The sequence below is a fragment of the Neobacillus vireti genome, from assembly GCF_001026695.1.
Lineage (GTDB): Bacteria > Bacillota > Bacilli > Bacillales > Cytobacillaceae > Neobacillus > Neobacillus vireti.
Window position 1 is genome coordinate 542,484 of record NZ_LDNB01000002.1, and the last position, 17,455, is coordinate 559,938.

Consider the following 17,455-nt stretch of genomic DNA (forward strand, 5'->3'; position numbering starts at 1 on the left):
CGCACTTTTTTACTTTTTATAAAAAAGGTAAAAAATTACATTAGTTATTTTAATAGACGTCTACTTTATTTCGGTTGAAAGGAGTTTTATCTCAATGAATGAAAAACAACGTTTAGATAGTAACCTAGTTGATGCTGCCAATTCTTCGGACAAAAAATCCGCCAAGGATTACAGCAAATACTTTGAGCAGGTAATAACTGCACCTTCTTTAAAAGAAGCGAAAAAACGTGGTAAAGAAGAAGTAAAATATCATAATGATTTTGCGATTCCTGAAGAATTCCGTGGTATGGGTGAGGGTCGAAAGTTTTATATTCGCACCTATGGCTGCCAAATGAACGAACATGATACGGAAGTGATGGCGGGGATCTTTTTAGCTCTAGGCTATGAGCCGACAGACAGTACGGAGGATGCGAATGTTATTCTCTTAAATACTTGTGCGATTCGTGAAAATGCCGAAAACAAAGTTTTTGGTGAGCTTGGCCACTTAAAGTCATTAAAACTGGAAAAGCCTGATTTACTTATAGGTGTTTGCGGCTGTATGTCTCAAGAAGAATCTGTTGTCAACAAGATTTTAAAAACGTATCAGCAGGTAGATATGATTTTCGGTACCCACAATATACACCGCTTACCAAACATTTTGAATGAGGCATACATGTCAAAAGAAATGGTTGTTGAAGTATGGTCAAAGGAAGGCGATGTCATTGAAAACCTTCCAAAAGTCCGCCGTGGTAAGATTAAAGCCTGGGTTAATATCATGTACGGCTGTGATAAATTCTGTACGTACTGTATCGTCCCATTCACGCGTGGGAAGGAACGAAGCCGTCGTCCCGAAGAAATTATCCATGAAGTACGTCAATTAGCAGCACAAGGCTACCAGGAAGTCACGCTCCTTGGTCAAAATGTCAATGCGTATGGTAAAGACCTAGAAGGCGCTAACTACGGTCTTGGTGAGCTAATGGATGATTTACGTAAAATCGATATTCCGCGGATTCGATTCACAACAAGCCACCCACGCGACTTTGATGACCGTTTGATTGAGGTTCTTGCCAAAGGCGGAAACCTTATGGATCATATCCATTTACCAGTTCAATCAGGGTCAACTGATGTGCTAAAAATTATGGCTCGTAAATATACAAGAGAACAATATTTAGAGCTTGTGAGAAAAATTAAAGCAGCGATTCCGAATGTTGCCTTAACAACAGATATTATCGTTGGCTATCCAAACGAAACGGATGAACAGTTTGAAGAAACGATGTCACTCTATCGTGAGGTTGGTTATGAATTAGCGTATACCTTCATTTACTCGCCGCGGGAAGGTACTCCAGCTGCAAAAATGGAGGATAATGTCCCAATGGAAGTAAAGAAAGCACGCTTGCAGCGTTTAAACGCGCTTGTAAATGAACTTTCTTTAGAGGCTATGAAAAAGCATGAAGGTCAAATCGTTGACGTTCTTGTTGAAGGGGAAAGCAAGAACAACCCTGAAGTCCTTGCTGGGTATACAAGTAGAAACAAGCTGGTAAACTTTGCTGCTCCAAAGTCAGCAATTGGCAAAATTGTCAAAGTGAAAATTACCCAAGCAAAAACATGGTCATTAAACGGAGAAATGGTCGAAGAATTACAACCGGCAGAGGTGAAATAAAGTGGCGAAGTATACAAAAGACGATATCGTCGCTCGTGCTGCGGATTTAGCACGGATGATTGCAGAAACTGAGGAAGTAGACTTCTTCAAAAGGGCTGAAGCTCATATCCATGATAATCAAAAGGTCAAGACGTTAATTGCAGATATTAAAGGATTGCAAAAACAAGCAGTAAATCTGCAGCACTACGGAAAACCGGAAGCATTAAAAAAGGTAGAAGACAAAATCGCTACCATTGAGCAAGAGTTAGATGAAATCCCTGTTGTTCAGGATTTCAAGCAATCTCAATTAGAAGTAAATGAATTGCTGCAGCTGATTGCTTCAACCATATCTAATACGGTTACCGATGAAATTATTGTTTCAACGGGTGGAGACGTATTAATGGGTGAAACGGGTTCTAGCATGAAGAATGGCGGCGGTGCTTGCGAAGGCCACGACGATTGCGATCACGAACATTAAAACCTTGAGCCAGGCTTTTAACGAAGCCTGGTTTTTCTTTTTATACAATAATCCTTTCTAAGCAAACCCCTAAAGAATACTTCCAATCATGGTTCCCTCCGTTTTAAGTACAGGCATACAAGGCACACACCATTAAATCCCGCATAAAATGAACTATGACTAAACATTTAACCAGTATTCACAAAAATATATTTCACACTAGTCTACAAATTAGCATAGGATGAAATGAAACTGAATGAGGAGGGTTCGCGCGAAATGGGAGAATATAGAGAGATATTAGCAAAGGCGGTAGTAGCGAAGGGACAGAAATTCACCCAGTCCAATCATACGATAAGCCCGGCACATAGTCCAACAAGTATTCTTGGCTGTTGGATCATCAACCATAAATATAACGCGAAAAAAGTCGGCAAGACTGTAGAGATACATGGCTCGTATGACATCAACGTTTGGTACTCATTTAATGATAATACCAAAACAGAAGTGGTAACTGAACGTGTTCAATATACAGATGTCATTAAGTTAAAGTATCGTGATCCAGATTGTATCGATGACAATGAAATTGTTGCACGCGTTCTGCAGCAGCCAAATTGTTGCGAAGCAGTCATCTCCCCAAATGGCAATCGAATTATCGTCCATGTCGAAAGAGAATTTCTTGTTGAAGTAATCGGTGAGACAAAGATTTGCGTTCGCGTCAATCCTGAAGGACTCAAAGACGATGACGATGAGTGGGGAATGGATGTAGACGACGAAGAATTCGAAGAGCTAAATCCCGATTTCTTAGTCGGCTCAGAAGAGGAATAACATGAACTAGGAGGTTTTTACTTCCTAGTTTTTTTCTTATATTCAGCGAATTTTTTTACTGAAAACAAGCACCTTAACTTTAGGAGGTGTTTAACATTGGAACCAAGACAGCCTGGAAGTAGAAAGATGCCTGATTTTGATAAATTAAATGATCGAATGATTGCAGAAAGTTCGACTTCCCCCATGTTAGTCATTAAAACGAATCTTGATCCAAAGGATGCTGTAGAAAATAACCCGTACTATCATGAAGAGGAACGGAAAGATCCAAAAGAGTTTAAAGCGTTTTTTGAAGAGTAAAAAGCCAGGATATCATTCTTCCTGGCTTTGTTCCCATTCAGGCCGCAATAAAGACAGCACATGGGTATCATGAAATTGTTCATTTTGATGGATATAACCGCGTAGTAAACCTTCGTTAGTGAACCCGAGCTTCAAAAGCAAGTTGTTGGAAGCTTGATTTTCCGGGTAAACCACGGCCCCGATTCGATACAATTCCAATTGCTGAAAGCTAAAGCGGAGCACTTCTTTTATTGCCTCTGACGTATACCCCCTCCTCCAAAAAGAAGGATGGAGTTCATAGCCAATCTCGGCACGTTTATTTTTTAGCTGCAAGCCATTCAGACCAATCGTCCCGATGATTTTTTGGTTTTCTTTTAGCTTGATTCCCCAGCGTATTCCTCGCTTTTCAAGGAAGTTCTTGTGAAACATGTCAATTAATCTGGATGCTTCAACATGTAAAGTGAATCGATCGGTGCCATAAAACCGCGTCACCTCTTCTAAAGAGAAAATCTCGTAAAGGCTATTAGCATGTAGATCTGTTAATTCAATTAATTTTAGTCTTTTTGTTTCTAAAACAGGAAAATTCACGGTATCAGCTCACTTTTAATCATAATGTTAGTTAATACCTTAATTTTCCTCATAGAATGGGGTCTAAGTCAATAGTAAATATTTATTTCAATGGAAGGTAAAAAAAGTAACTAAATAAAAGTTTTCTTCTTAATATTCTGATAATATAGAAGCATAGCTCGATTTTAGAAAGGAGAGACAAAGGTGAATTTCCCTTTCTATATATTTGGAATCCATCCGCATCTGTTATTAGAAGCACTAGCTTACTTTATCGGCTTCCGAGTGTATTTATTTACGAGAAATAAGGAACGAATCCCGATGGATAAAGCACTTTGGGTGGTAGTTGGGGCCACATTAGGCGCTGCCTTAGGTTCGAAGTTTCTTTATTGGTTTGAAGACCCCGAAAAGACACTAGAAAATTGGAATAATCTTATTTATCTTATCGAGGGAAAAACGATTGTCGGCGGGTTATTAGGCGGCTTAATTGGTGTAGAAACAGCCAAAAAATTAATTGGCTGGAAACGTTCGACTGGTGATGATTTTGTTCTGCCCTTAGCAGTGGGGATGATGATTGGGAGAATCGGCTGCTTTTTAACAGGGTTGGATGATCATACATACGGCGTGGCAACCACTTGGTTCACAGGTGTTGACTTTGGCGATGGAATTAACCGGCATCCCACCCAGTTATATGAAATCTTCTTCTTGCTTGTTCTCATTTTTGTCCTCTATCAAATAAAAAGAAAACAAGTTGGATGGGAAGGGCTATTATTCCAGTTATTCATGCTAAGTTATTTATCGTTTCGTTTGCTGATTGATTTTATAAAGCCAACGCCGCACCCTTACTGGATACTTAATAATATTCAGCTTGCAAGCTTGCTAGGAATCACGTATTACCTCTGGCTGATTAATAAAAAACAAACAGAAAGAAGGAGAGAAGTCCATGCCTAACCGTCCTTATTTATTTTATGAATTAACGAACAGTATTTGTTCAACCTGCCTGCGTAAAGTCGAAGCAAAGGTCATTATCGAAAATGAAAAAGTCTATTTGGTGAAAAATTGTATGCAGCACGGGCGGGAAAAAGTGTTGATTTCAACTGATGTTGCCTACTATAAGTGGTGCCGTGAATTTATTAAGCCCTCGGAAATGCCATATCGCTGGAATACACCAATTAAATACGGCTGCCCGTATGATTGCGGACTATGCCCCGACCATGAACAGCATAGCTGCTTGACGCTTTTAGAAATAACCGAGAGATGCAATTTGAAATGCCCGATTTGCTATGCAGAATCCTCCCCGCAAAAAGGAAGCTTCCGCAGCCTGGAAAAAATTGAATTTATGCTCGATAATATTATAAAAAATGAACGGTATGCAGATATCGTTCAAATCAGCGGCGGGGAGCCAACGATTCATCCGCAGTTTTTTGACATTCTTGATCTGGCAAAATCGAGGCCAATCCGGCATATAATGGTGAATACGAATGGACTTCGAATCGCCAATGATAAGGAATTTGTAAAACGGCTTGCCTATTACTCTCCGGGCTTTGAAATTTATTTGCAATTCGATAGCTTTGAAAAGGAAGCCCTTGAAGAATTAAGAGGTGTAGATTTACGAGACATCCGCCAGAGAGCGATCGATAATTTAAATGAGTATAATATTTCCACTACCCTCGTGGTGACACTGAAAAAAGGATTAAACGATCATGAAGTTGGAAAGATCATTCAGTATGGTCTGCAGCAGAAATGTGTGCGAGGGGTAACCTTCCAGCCCATCCAAGCAGCCGGGAGATTGGAAGACTACGATCCATCGACGAATCGTTTAACGCTTAGTGAAGTCCGGCAGATGATTATCGACCAATCGAATGTATTTGGACCAAAGGATATCATCCCTGTTCCCTGCCACCCAGATTGCCTAGCGATGGGATACGCCTTAAAACAAGATGGTGAAGTCACAGCGTTAACTGGTTTAATTGATCCGAAAATACTTTTAGAAGGGGAACGGAATACGATTGTATTTGAGCAGGATGACAATATTAAAAATATGATCTTCAAACTGTTTTCGCTCAATCACTCACCAGATTCGTCGGCCTTATCATTGCAGGATTTATTATGCTGTCTGCCGAAAATTTCGATGCCTGGCCAAATTGGTTATGACAATGTATTCCGTGTAATTATCATGCAATTTTTAGACGCCTACAATTTCGACATCCGCTCTGTGAAGAAATCATGTGTTCATATTGCCCATCCAGATGGCCGCATCATTCCATTTGATACCTACAATTTATTTTATCGCGATGAGAAAGAGCAAGAGTTGAAGAAAATTCAGGCAGAGCTTGAGGGGCGAACTTTTGTTAGTGCGGATTAGGCGATTATTATGACCGTGAGCCCGAAAAAATAGGAAAGACGGTCACAATAAAAGTTTATTGTGCCCGCGAATCCGAAAAAAGAGGCGAGACGGTCACAAAAAAAGATAATTGTGCCCACGAACTCTAAAAAAGAGGCAAGGCGGTCACAAAAAAGTTCTATTCTACAGGAATAGGGGTGTTTTGGAGTGAGTCAAAATCCAGGGAATAAAAAAGATGGGTCATTAAAAGACTTTTGGCTTGGTCTTGGAATCTCTCTTGGAATTTACTTATTAGGTATATTAATATTATTTATGAATGCATCTATCTTTTTTGGCTATTTGTGTATTGCAATCATTGGTTTAATTCTGTTTCCAATCATAAGTTTCGCAACGAAAAGGAACCGGTTAGGGCAAGGGGCATTAATTGGTCTTGGTTTAAATGTTTTGTTATTTACCGCCTGCTTTGGAATCTTAATCACCAATTTTTTTGGTGGATGAAAAGGAGTGGAGTATGTTGGATGATCGTCAATTTCGAGAGGCGATGGGCAAATTTGCGACAGGGGTAACAGTAGTGGCAACAGAGGTTGACGGAAATATTCATGGGATGACCGCCAATGCCTTTATGTCCGTTTCACTCAACCCGAAACTTGTCGTGGTCTCGATTGCAGAAAAGGCACAAATGCTGGAAAAAATAAAACAGAGCGGGACATTCTCCGTTAATATCCTTGCTGCTGACCAGCAGGAGGTGTCAATGATTTTTGCCGGACAATTGAAAAATCATCAAGAAGTAGTGTTCGAACATCTAAACGGAGTTCCAGTGCTGTCGAATGCCTCGGCGCAAATTTCTTGTGAAGTTTCGGCTGCACATGTTGAAGGGGACCACACGTTGTTTATTGGCAAGGTTACGGACATTCGGATTGAAGATGCCGAACCACTTATTTATTATAGTGGAAAATATCGACGGTTGGCAGAGGATTAATGGAAGAATCAAGACAGTTAGATAGTTTTTTATGGTTTTCTATTGGTGATTTTACAAAAGCTATCCATTTTTTAAAACTAGCAGTAAAATTTTACTTGATTTTGAATTATAGAAGAATGCGCTGGAAGATACAGCGCATTTTTTTGCGTTTTCGTGAAATAATGAATTTTATTTTAAAAATAAAAAATATTTAGAATATATTGACAAGTAAAAAGCGGGTATGTAGAATTACAGTTAGTTAAGAAAGGCGCCTTTTTTTTCGAAAATGGATTCAAAATTGTAAAAATCTATAATATTAAAATTTTAGTAGGGTTTCAACTGGAATTTTAGTCTATTGTTTTTGATGGCCAACAAAAGCGATAGACGCGGTCAAAATTTTGATTTTTTATGAAAGCGGATTCATTTGTTATTTACAACTTTCACCGTTTTGATTCAATTATTAATAAAGGGAGGTTTATTCATTGGCAGTAAAAACAATCAGCAGAAATTTCCTTAAGTTTTTGGTTGTCATTCTTGCATTCCAGGATGTAGCTGCGGGGGTAGCCGGATCAATAATGGCTGATATTATTGAGGCATTTCCACAATATGACCCGACAATCGTTATGTTAGTTGCGACCTTTCCTGGATTAATTCAAATTTTTCCTGCACTCTTTTACGGCAAACTTACCAAAATTTTCAAGAAGAGGACACTTTTGTTTATCGGCTTAAGCCTATTTATTATCGGTGGAATACTCCCAACATTTATTGATAGTTTACCATTGATTATTGTAATGAGAGGTATTTTAGGGCTTGGTGTTGGGATCACTATGCCATTATCGGTAGATGTGATTACCGATTTCTTCGATGGCAGAGAAAGGGATTTCTTAATCGGCTTTGGAACTTCAACTATCGCATGTATTGGAGCGATATTCTTTCAATTAGTTGGTGGAATTTTAGCAGATTCTTTTGGCTGGCACTATGGTTTCTTAACCTATCTATTCCCAATCTGGATACTAGCCCTTACAATCCTTTATCTTCCAGAGCCTGAAAAGAAGCAGCAGACTAAAACAGAAGGATCGGCACCTAGTCAAAAGGTTAAATTACCGAAAGCTATCTATTGGGTTTGCTTAGGACAGGTATTATATTCCGGTTTGATTTTTGGCTATGTCACGAATATTTCCGTTGTCATTCAAGCCGATAAATTGGGTAATGCAACCGAGGCTGGTCTGGCCATCTCAGTTTTTACTTTTGGAACACTGCTTGCGGGGTTTTTATTTGGAAAAATAAAACACAAACTGCCAAACTATTACTTACCCGCAGCTGTTTTAGTAACGGGACTAGGTATGGCCGTCTGTTATTTTTCCCATAATTTAACGATGATTTTTGTTGGAAGTCTTGTAGGAGGCTTTGCAATGGGAATCGGTCTCCCAGGTGTTTTTACTAAAGTATCAGAGCTTTCCCCTGTTGGAGCATCGGCCGTGGGATTAGTCGTTGTAGGTCAAGGCCTCGGTGGAATCTTGGGTCCTTTTGGATTTCAGCTTATTCAAACCTTATTTAAACAGGACATTGGTAGATTCCCATTAGCTGTAAGTGCGCTTGGATTAATAGTGTTGGCATTGGTTTGGGCGATGTCAGTGCGGGTTCCAAAAAGGGATTTGGAAGTTACAGTAGGTCAATAAATTTGTAAAATAGAGCTAAAATGATGAAATGAATTTTTGTCATTTTAGCTTCTTTAATTTAAAAATATTTAGAATTCATTGACAAAGTAGAATATTCGGATGTAAAATTATAGTCAAGTAAAGAAAGCGCTTTATTTTGGTTGTTTACCACTATTTTCATATTATTAACACCTAACTAAAATTTTAGTTAGGGTGACCTAGGAGTTTTTATATTATTTTTGAAAAGTGGGGTTAGAAAAGAATGGCGGAAATTTTATCTAGAAAAGCCCAAACAGGAGACTATCAAACATTTTTCCATGAAGGCGGTGTGCCATCCGCGGAAACGATTATTTTTCTACATGGCAGCGGCCCTGGAGTAAGTGCAAAGTCAAATTGGCAGCACATATTACCACATTTCAAAGAGAATTTTCATGTAGTGGCTCCAGACATATTCGGATTTGCCAACACTGACCATCCTGAAACCTACCCGAAAAATGGGGCAGAGTGGATGAATGAAAGGACCAAACAGGTTCTAGCATTAATGGACAAATTAGGGGTTGAAAAAGCACATTTAGTCGGTAACTCCCTTGGAGGTGTCATTGCCCTACACCTTCTAATGTATGCTCCAGAGCGGTTTGACCGTGTTGTATTAATGGGGGCAGGCGGAGGCTTGACAGAACCAACTCCAGAACTTGCAAAATTAGCAAACTTCCATAAGGATCCAAATCCTATTGCATTTAAAAATCTATTAAGCTGGTTTTTATTTGATCAAAGTGTTCTGGAAGATGAGCTTGAGACAATTGTTTCAGAGCGATTGGAGTTATTTTTGAAGCCAGAGGTCCGCAGATCCTATGAAGAAAATTTTTCGAAATCACAGTTAACCGATATGCTTGTTCCACCATCCGCACTAAAACAAATGGATCATTCTATTTTACTAATTCATGGCCATGGAGATCGATTTGTACCGCTTCAAAGCAGTCTATATGTAATGGATTATTTGCCAAATGCCCAGCTTCATATTTTTAAGCGTTGTGGACATTGGGCACAAGTAGAGCAAAAAGAAAGATTTATCAAACTAACAACGGATTTTTTCAACGGTGAACTATAGAAAGACTATGAAAATGAAGCATTAACGTTCTTGCTAAATACACCGTTGATTCCCTAAAAAATATGGCAGAAGATTATCGATTTGGTTGGCTTTAACCAACGGACTGCCATAATATAGGAATAAAACAAGAATACTAGAGAATCGAAGGTGTATGAACATGAAAATAGATAAGGCTTATCGTTATATTAAAAGACAAATTATTGAGGGCAATTGGGAACCGGAAGCAGCTATCAATGTGAATGAACTATCTGAAATATTAAATATTAGCAGAACGCCAATCCACAAGGCATTATCGAAGCTTGAGCAAGAAGGGTTTCTTACCATTATTCCGCAAGTTGGGGTATATGTTAAAAGACCAGATCCAAATGAAGTTATCGAGCGCTTATTGGTTTGTGCGAATCTTGATGCATTGATGACGGAGCAAGCAGCCTTACATTTGACTGATGAAGACTTTCATAATATGGAAGCAACCTTAAAGAAAATGGATAATCCAAAGCTGTCAGTCGATGATTATTCCAGCCTCAATATTGATTTTCACCGGACTATTTATCGAGCTTCCAAGTTAACCTACACGTTTAATTTAGCAAATCAGCTTTGGGATTACTTGAATTTTGTTGGGAATCCAGATGACATATTCACCATTGAACGGAGAAAACAATCTCAAACAGAGCACTGGGTTATATATTATAGTCTGAAAGAAAAAGACAGTAAGATGGCAAAAAGACTAATGGAAAAGCATATGCGCCGGGTGTCTCAATTAGTAGGGGAAAAATATCAGAACATAGAAATAAAACAGCGAGTGTTTAACTAATCATGGCCATGCAGAAGAAGAAGGAAAAAATCCAATTTGCTGGAGGTAATTTTTATGGAACAGGGTGTGCTGGAAACGAAAAGAGAATTGGTGGATAAGGCCCGGTCTCTAATCCCGAAATTACGGGAATATAGTGAAGAAATAGAAAAAACGAATACATTACCTAAGACCATTATTGAGGATCTGCAAAAAGAAGGTACATTAAAAGTTTTACGCCCCTATCTTTTTGGCGGTTATCAGACAAATATGCGCACCTATACAGAGGTTGTAACCGAAATTGCCCGTGGCAATGGGTCTGCAGGCTGGTTTGTCGCACTTAGTAATATTAGAGATTATATGATTTCGTACACTTTTGGTGAGAAAGCATTAAATGAAATTTACAAACCGGGAGAAAATGTCGTTTTAGCTGGGAACTTTAAACCTATTAAGTGTGATATCAAGAAAGTTGACGGCGGATATTATATTGAGGATGCACAGTGGCCGTTTGTTTCAGGAAGCCCGCATGCTGATTGGTGTTACTTTGGTTTTCCAATTGAAGATGATAACGGCGGCATAGAAATGGCGATTATGGTAATTCCACGTGACGAATTAGAAGTTCTTGACGACTGGTATGTAATGGGGTTAAAGGGTTCAGGCAGTAATAGCTGCAAAATTAATAATGTCTTTGTCCCTGATCACCATGTATCTTTGGACCGCTTGGCAAGCAAAGGCCACTATTTAATTGAGCCGTTAAAAGATGTTGCATTGTATCGTTCTTCCTTTGTACCGTCGCTTACATTGTCAATTGTTGCACCTGCATTAGGACTCGCTCAGGCGGCAATGGATTTATATATGGAAAGACTCCCAAAGGCAGGTATCGGAAATACTTTCTATAGAAAACAAAGCGAAGCAGCTGTAACACACCACCAGGTAGCACAAGCACAACTTAAAATTGACTCCGCAGAGCTTCATCTATATCGAGCTGTCGACAAAATCGACGCATATGCTGAACGAGGTGAGGTAATGGATACGGCCGAAATTATTAAAGTGAAAGCTGATTTTGGTTATGTTAATCAATTATGTAAAGAAGCAATTGATCTCTTAGTAGCTGGCGTCGGCTCGATGTTCACCTATGATACAAACTCACTTCAAAGAGTCTATCGAGATTTCCTAACGATGCATTTACACGGTTTCATCACACCTTCAAGTTTGATAGAAACGTACGGAAGAGTCCTTTGTGGGCAGGAACCGAATACTTATTTTGTTTAATTGTTTAAAATTAACTAAGTTTGTCGATAGTTCTCAAATTATTCAAAAATAAAGGGAGGCAATTTGGATGAGTTTACCTGAAATCGCAAAGTTAGGGCATGTTGCTTTAGTTACGACAGATCTTGAAAGGTCACTTTGGTTTTTTAAAGAAGTGATTGGTTTAGAGGAAACAGAAGTAGTAGATGGCACTCATTATTTACGCGCTTGGGGAGATTTCGAACACCATACCCTTTCCGTAAAAGCTGGCGAAAAACCACATCTTGATCATATCGCCTGGCGGGCAAAACACCCTGAAGATGTTGAAGGTTTTGCTAAACTCCTTCAAGAAGCAGGTACTGATGTAACCTGGGTTGAAGCTGGAGAGGAAGCAGGGCAAGGAAGAGCGATTCGTTTTCAATTACCTAGTGAGCATCGCTTTGAAATTTATTATGATATGGACAAAACATTAGCTGATCCTTCTAGACGTTCTGTATTAAAAAATCAGACCTATAGATCCTGGGCACGCGGTGCTTCACCAAGAAGAATTGATCATGTCAACCTTCTAACATCATTGAAAGCAAATGTCATTTCAGATTATCTTCAAGAAAAATTAGGTTTTAAAATGCGTGAATATGTAAAAGCACCTGATGAATCTTTAGTCGGCGCCTGGTTAAGTGTTACACCTCTAGTACATGATATCGCCGTCAGCCATGACCCATTCGCGCCAACTACACATCAAATTCACCACATATCTTACTGGTTGGATAATGCCCAAGACCTTCTTAGAGCTGCAGATATTTTAAAAGAACATGGAATTTTCTTCAAAGGACCTGGTAAACACGGTATTTCTCAAGCAATGTATATTTATGCGATTGATCCAGGAAGCGGACTGCGCGTGGAATTATTCACAAATGGATATTTAATCTTTGAACCTGATTGGGAACCAATTGAGTGGACCGTAGATGAAATGGATATCGGTTTCACTTTCTGGGGCGATCAAATGGATACGCTTCCAGAGAACAATCCAACAATTGAGGCATAATAGATTTAAAAGAATAGTAGAATTTTGACATATTATAAAAACAGAAAGGGGAACAAAAAATGGATGATCGTCAATTTCGCACAGCGATGGGGAAATTTGCAACAGGTGTAACCGTTATTGTTACAGATGTGGAAGGTGATTTGCATGGAATGACAGCTAATGCCTTCATGTCTGTTTCACTTAGTCCAAAGCTAGTTGTCATTTCTATTGGTGAAAATGCTCGTATTCTTGAAAAAATTAAACAAAGTAACACATTTTCAGTAAATATACTTGCTTCAGATCAACAAGAACTATCGATGATTTTTGCGGGACAGATAAAAGAACCTCGTGAAGTGGCATTTGATCGTCTTGATGGAAAGCCAGTTTTGGCTGGTGCTGTCGCACAAATTGCCTGTGAGGTTTCAGCGGAACATGTAGAAGGCGACCATACACTTTTTATCGGCAAAGTTACCGATATTCACCTAGAAGATGCAGAACCACTGATTTTTTACAGTGGACGGTACCGAGCACTTGCGGAAGAAAAGGCAGTTACTATGTAAGTAATATCATTTGTAACTTAATAATAGCTAAAGACTCCTTTTCTTACGGTTAGGAGTCTTTAGTGTAAAAAAAATCTGGAGGTGCCAAAATGGGAATCAAAGTTGTTAGATTTGAAAAAGAAAACCAAGAACAATGGGGTGTTCTATCGGGAGAGGAATTACTTATTCTTGAAAATACATATGCGAGTTTAGCTGAATTTTTGGAAAAAGGAATAGATGAAGCAAAATCGATTCAAGCAAAGGTAAATGTTGAAACCATTCCGTTTAATGAAGTGACTATATTAAGTCCGGTAACAAAGCCGGCAAGAATTATTTGTCAGGGGGTTAACTATTCCACGCATCGGTCCGAGACAGGAATGGAAGCATCCAGACCTCCATATAACATGATATTTAGCAAAGCTGATAGTTCACTATCTGGGGCATACAGTGAAATCAAGAGACCTCCCCATGTAAAATTACTGGATTATGAATTAGAACTCGGACTTGTGATTGGAGCAAATATTTCGGAAGCTGTAGAAGTATCTAATGAAAATCTTCATCAATATATTGCCGGTTTAGTAATTGTGAATGATGTTTCTGCACGGGATGTTCAACTTCCTCAAGGTCAATGGTTAAAGGGAAAGAGCTACCGGACTTTTTGTCCAACAGGTCCTTATCTTTACCTGCTCGATAAGGAAGAACTGCCATTCATACATGACCTAGAGCTTAATCTATGGGTGAATGATGAACTAAGGCAATCTGCCAACTCTAGCCAGCTGCTTTATAAACCAGCCGAGACGTTATCGGAGCTTTCAGAAGTGATGGATTTATCTCCTGGGGATTTGATTGTAACGGGAACTGGCGGCGGAGTGGCATTAAACCTTACTCGCGAAGTAAATGAGCTAATGGCAAACCTATCCATACCCTATCAACAGAAACTAGATCTACTGGTAGAGAATCAATTAAGAAGTGGAAAATATTTAAAGGATGGCGATACCATTCGCTGCGAAATTAAAAGTGCAGATGGTGTAATAGATTTGGGAGAACAAATGAACAAAATAGTCATGAATAAAGAAAAAAGTCTGATTGATTCCAAATAGACCCTATATTTACACTGGAAATTTAAGGAATGGGTGAGATTATGAATAGTAATCTAGCAAATATATTGGAAACAGGCAGCCCAGATAATGGCAATAAAAAAATTCTAACGACTACTAGTGCTTTTGGAATTTTGCGAAAAGGAATCATCGAAAATTTAGGAACAAAGCGAGCAAAAGGATTTCTCCTCCGCTACGGTTGGAGCTTAGGTGTTACTGATGCGGATGAAGCGATGAAAACTATTTCCTCTATAGAAGATCTCCTAAATCAGGCATCCATCCTTCATTTAAGGTCAGGTCAAATTAAAGACATAAAGTCCGAAAGAATTATTGAAATGAGTGATTCAGAAACGATTAAATCGATTCTTGGAAAAGGAAAGTGGATTGACTCATTTGAAGCAACTGAGCACCTTAAACATCATGGTACATCTGACATTCCGGTTTGCCATACGTTGACAGGTTATGCAAGCGGTTATATGACAACAGTTTGCAAGAGGAGCGTCATTGTAAAGGAAATTAGCTGCATTGCTAAAGGGGACGCTGAATGTTGTTTCGAGGCAAGGCTTCAGGAGGATTGGGGAAGTTCAATTAACAGTGAGTTAGCATTTTATCAAGAAACCAACATCATTGAAGAATTAGAGTATACCTACGAGCAAATATTAGAGCAGCGAAATTATATCGAAAAGGTTTCAAAATTTCATAAGAAATTAACGGAAAGTGTATCGAATGGGAGCAATTTGCAGGATATTGCTGATACCACCTTTAAATTATTTAGAATTCCAATATCGATAGAGGACTTGAGTTTTCAAAAAATAGTTTTCTCAGGAATGGACGAAGAAGAGTATTTTCGGCTTAATCATGAATTGAAACAGAGCCTAATTCGAAAAAACAGGAGAAATAACAACATCCTGCCACTATTTAATGAGACCACTAAATTGAGAACAGAAAATCAAGAACGTCTTATTACACCAATCATTGTTCAAAGAAAGGTAATTGGCTATTGCACCTTCCTTTATAAAAAGAATACAGTGAAAAACATGGAGAATAATATTATGTTTATCGAGCGGTTTGCCAATGCCGCTTCCTTATACCTTTTGAATGAAAAAACCAGCTTTGAGGCATTAGAAAAAATGAAAGGGTATTTTTTAGAGCAAATTATTAAAGGACAATATTCTTCTAAAGAGGAAATCATCAACCGCGGTCGGTATATGGGATTTGAACTGGAAAAACCATTTTATATTGCTGCAATTAACTTTCAAGAGAGAGGAAAGGTAGCCAAAAATCAGATTGATCACTATGATCAGGTACTAGAAACCATCGCAAAATATCTTGATATCCAAGGAGATAAAGTGTTAATTGGCCTGTATGAGGGTCAAATTATTATGCTGATTCCTGAAATGAATAATCTCCTTCCGAAAATGGGAAAAATTTTAAAACATGTAGAAACTACTTATCCTTCCTACCGATATAAAATCGGCATCAGTGATAAATCGGAAGAAATTGAGTGTATAGTAGATTACCTAGAAGAATCTTTAATAGCATTGAGGATGGCGACTGAAAAGAAAATAATCAGTTTTAAGGATTTAGGAATTGTTGGGGTCCTAATTAATTCAAAAAATGTCAGCGGTATCAAAAAAATTGCCAAACAAGAATTAGGACCGCTCTATCAGCAGAAAGACGCAAAACAAAAAGAGTTAATCAAAACACTATATGTTTTTTTGGCGAATGGTGGAAAACTCCAGCAAACCATGGATGACCTTTCTTTGTCTATGAGTGGACTTATGTATCGGATTAATAAAATTGAAACGTTAATCAATAAAAATCTGCGGGATTCTTCACAAAGTTATCAGCTTTTACTCATACTTGATTCATTGCTGGCTTTGGGAGAGCTGGTGATATAGAAAAAAAGCAGTCCTAGCCTTAGGATTGTTTTTTCTTTGTTCTGGGGCAAAACCAATAAAAATTACCGAAAAAGTAGTGGGAATTGAATAGTTTTATCTCTAGAAACAAAATATTGAATTTTCTAAAATTAAAACAAGTTAAAGTTTTATTAGAAAGTAAATGGAATTGCTTTCGATTTTCGGGAATAAGGAGGAACAAATCTAGGATGGCAAATATTACGCAAAAATTAATGAAAACGAATAACTTTGAAACGTATTTAAATCGAACTGGTGAAGGAAATTCTGAAGTCATTTTATTTTTACATGGTTCTGGACCTGGTGTGTTCGCATGGGCCAATTGGCGTTATGCCTTGGCTGCCTGCAGTGAGGAATATGATTGTCTTGCACCTGATCTGCTCGGCTTTGGTAATAGCAGTCACCCTAATCCACTTCCAAAGAACAGACAGGGATGGATGGATCATTGGGTCAATCAGTTGATTGAACTGCTTGATGAACTGGGGATTCAAAAAGCCCATGTTGTTGGAAATTCGTTAGGCTGTTCCGTTGCACTTGAACTGCTCCTGGAACATCCAGAACGCTTTGGGAAAGTGGTTCTAATGGGACCTGGGGGAACACCAAATACGAAACTTAGTACGGAGCTTGCTCGAGCCAAAGGATTTTATGATAATCCATCCGAAAAGAAAATGCGTCAAATAATGAGCTGGTTTGTCTACGATGCCGAAAAGCTAGCGCCTGAAATAGACGCACTTGCAGAAACTCGTTATGAGACAGCCATGCGTCCGGAAATCAATCTTTCCAATGAATCTATTTTTGCAACCACTCCTGTACCAGTACCTGTAACCGCCCTAAAGCGAATCCAGCACCCAGTGTTACTCGTACATGGCCGTGATGATATGGTTTGCTCTGTTGAGTCCAGCTACTACCTCTTGTCCTACCTGCCAAATGTTCAGCTGCATGTTTATGGACAAACCGGTCATTGGACGCAAATTGAGCAGCAGGAAAGCTTTAATCATTTAATTCAAAGTTATTTTTCAAGTAAACTCTAGGAGGTAAA

General features: G+C 38.7%; 18 protein-coding genes. 17 read left to right on the forward strand and 1 reads right to left on the reverse strand.

Annotated elements, in window-relative coordinates; all coding sequences use genetic code 11:
- Positions 1 to 94: 94 nt before the first annotated feature.
- The 4 genes from miaB (at position 95) to AA980_RS02995 (ending at position 3,194) form a co-directional block, all read left to right on the forward strand.
- A complete protein-coding gene (gene miaB, locus AA980_RS02980; RefSeq protein ID WP_024028279.1) occupies positions 95 to 1,639 on the forward strand; it encodes a tRNA (N6-isopentenyl adenosine(37)-C2)-methylthiotransferase MiaB in 1,545 nt (514 codons plus the stop codon).
- Between the two features lies 1 nt (position 1,640).
- Entirely contained in the window at positions 1,641 to 2,096 is a 456-nt protein-coding gene (locus tag AA980_RS02985) for a RicAFT regulatory complex protein RicA family protein (protein ID WP_024028280.1), read from the forward strand.
- Between the two features lie 255 nt (positions 2,097 to 2,351).
- Positions 2,352 to 2,897, forward strand: coding sequence for an outer spore coat protein CotE (locus AA980_RS02990; protein WP_024028281.1), 546 nt, complete (start codon positions 2,352 to 2,354; stop codon positions 2,895 to 2,897).
- Positions 2,898 to 2,993: 96 nt separating this feature from the next.
- Complete coding sequence (locus tag AA980_RS02995; RefSeq protein WP_024028282.1) at positions 2,994 to 3,194, forward strand: hypothetical protein; 201 nt, start codon at positions 2,994 to 2,996, stop codon at positions 3,192 to 3,194.
- A 12-nt stretch (positions 3,195 to 3,206) separates the two neighbouring features.
- Here AA980_RS02995 and AA980_RS03000 read toward each other — a convergent pair whose 3' ends face one another.
- Positions 3,207 to 3,761: a GNAT family N-acetyltransferase gene (locus AA980_RS03000; protein ID WP_024028283.1), complete on the reverse strand. Its 555-nt coding sequence runs from the start codon at positions 3,759 to 3,761 to the stop codon at positions 3,207 to 3,209.
- A 183-nt stretch (positions 3,762 to 3,944) separates the two neighbouring features.
- Here AA980_RS03000 and AA980_RS03005 point away from each other — a divergent pair, with 183 nt between their 5' ends.
- The 13 genes from AA980_RS03005 (at position 3,945) to AA980_RS03070 (ending at position 17,447) form a co-directional block, all read left to right on the forward strand.
- Entirely contained in the window at positions 3,945 to 4,688 is a 744-nt protein-coding gene (locus AA980_RS03005) for a prolipoprotein diacylglyceryl transferase (protein WP_024028284.1), read from the forward strand.
- Complete coding sequence (locus tag AA980_RS03010; protein WP_024028285.1) at positions 4,681 to 6,102, forward strand: radical SAM protein; 1,422 nt, start codon at positions 4,681 to 4,683, stop codon at positions 6,100 to 6,102. The genes AA980_RS03005 and AA980_RS03010 overlap by 8 nt, the downstream gene beginning before the upstream one ends.
- Positions 6,103 to 6,288: 186 nt before the next feature.
- The gene (locus AA980_RS03015) at positions 6,289 to 6,579 is read left to right on the forward strand and encodes a hypothetical protein (RefSeq protein ID WP_024028286.1); all 291 of its coding nucleotides are present in this window, start codon (positions 6,289 to 6,291) and stop codon (positions 6,577 to 6,579) included.
- Positions 6,580 to 6,595: 16 nt separating this feature from the next.
- Complete coding sequence (locus tag AA980_RS03020; protein ID WP_193392245.1) at positions 6,596 to 7,060, forward strand: flavin reductase family protein; 465 nt, start codon at positions 6,596 to 6,598, stop codon at positions 7,058 to 7,060.
- Between the two features lie 461 nt (positions 7,061 to 7,521).
- Positions 7,522 to 8,718, forward strand: a complete 1,197-nt coding sequence (locus AA980_RS03030) for an MFS transporter (RefSeq protein WP_024028289.1) — start codon at positions 7,522 to 7,524, stop codon at positions 8,716 to 8,718.
- Between the two features lie 241 nt (positions 8,719 to 8,959).
- Entirely contained in the window at positions 8,960 to 9,805 is an 846-nt protein-coding gene (locus AA980_RS03035; protein ID WP_024028290.1) for an alpha/beta fold hydrolase, read from the forward strand.
- A 157-nt stretch (positions 9,806 to 9,962) separates the two neighbouring features.
- A complete protein-coding gene (locus AA980_RS03040; protein WP_024028291.1) occupies positions 9,963 to 10,616 on the forward strand; it encodes a GntR family transcriptional regulator in 654 nt (217 codons plus the stop codon).
- A gap of 54 nt (positions 10,617 to 10,670) precedes the next feature.
- Complete coding sequence (locus AA980_RS03045; RefSeq protein ID WP_024028292.1) at positions 10,671 to 11,864, forward strand: acyl-CoA dehydrogenase family protein; 1,194 nt, start codon at positions 10,671 to 10,673, stop codon at positions 11,862 to 11,864.
- 67 nt (positions 11,865 to 11,931) lie between these two features.
- A complete protein-coding gene (locus AA980_RS03050; RefSeq protein WP_024028293.1) occupies positions 11,932 to 12,885 on the forward strand; it encodes a VOC family protein in 954 nt (317 codons plus the stop codon).
- A gap of 59 nt (positions 12,886 to 12,944) precedes the next feature.
- The gene (locus AA980_RS03055) at positions 12,945 to 13,424 is read left to right on the forward strand and encodes a flavin reductase family protein (RefSeq protein WP_024028294.1); all 480 of its coding nucleotides are present in this window, start codon (positions 12,945 to 12,947) and stop codon (positions 13,422 to 13,424) included.
- Between the two features lie 89 nt (positions 13,425 to 13,513).
- On the forward strand, positions 13,514 to 14,503 hold the full coding sequence (locus AA980_RS03060) for a fumarylacetoacetate hydrolase family protein (protein WP_024028295.1): 990 nt from the start codon (positions 13,514 to 13,516) through the stop codon (positions 14,501 to 14,503).
- A 41-nt stretch (positions 14,504 to 14,544) separates the two neighbouring features.
- On the forward strand, positions 14,545 to 16,401 hold the full coding sequence (locus AA980_RS03065; RefSeq protein WP_160310238.1) for a XylR N-terminal domain-containing protein: 1,857 nt from the start codon (positions 14,545 to 14,547) through the stop codon (positions 16,399 to 16,401).
- Positions 16,402 to 16,607: 206 nt separating this feature from the next.
- Positions 16,608 to 17,447 (forward strand): alpha/beta fold hydrolase, encoded by an 840-nt coding sequence (locus AA980_RS03070; protein ID WP_024028297.1) that lies wholly within the window; start codon positions 16,608 to 16,610, stop codon positions 17,445 to 17,447.
- Positions 17,448 to 17,455 lie beyond the last annotated feature (8 nt).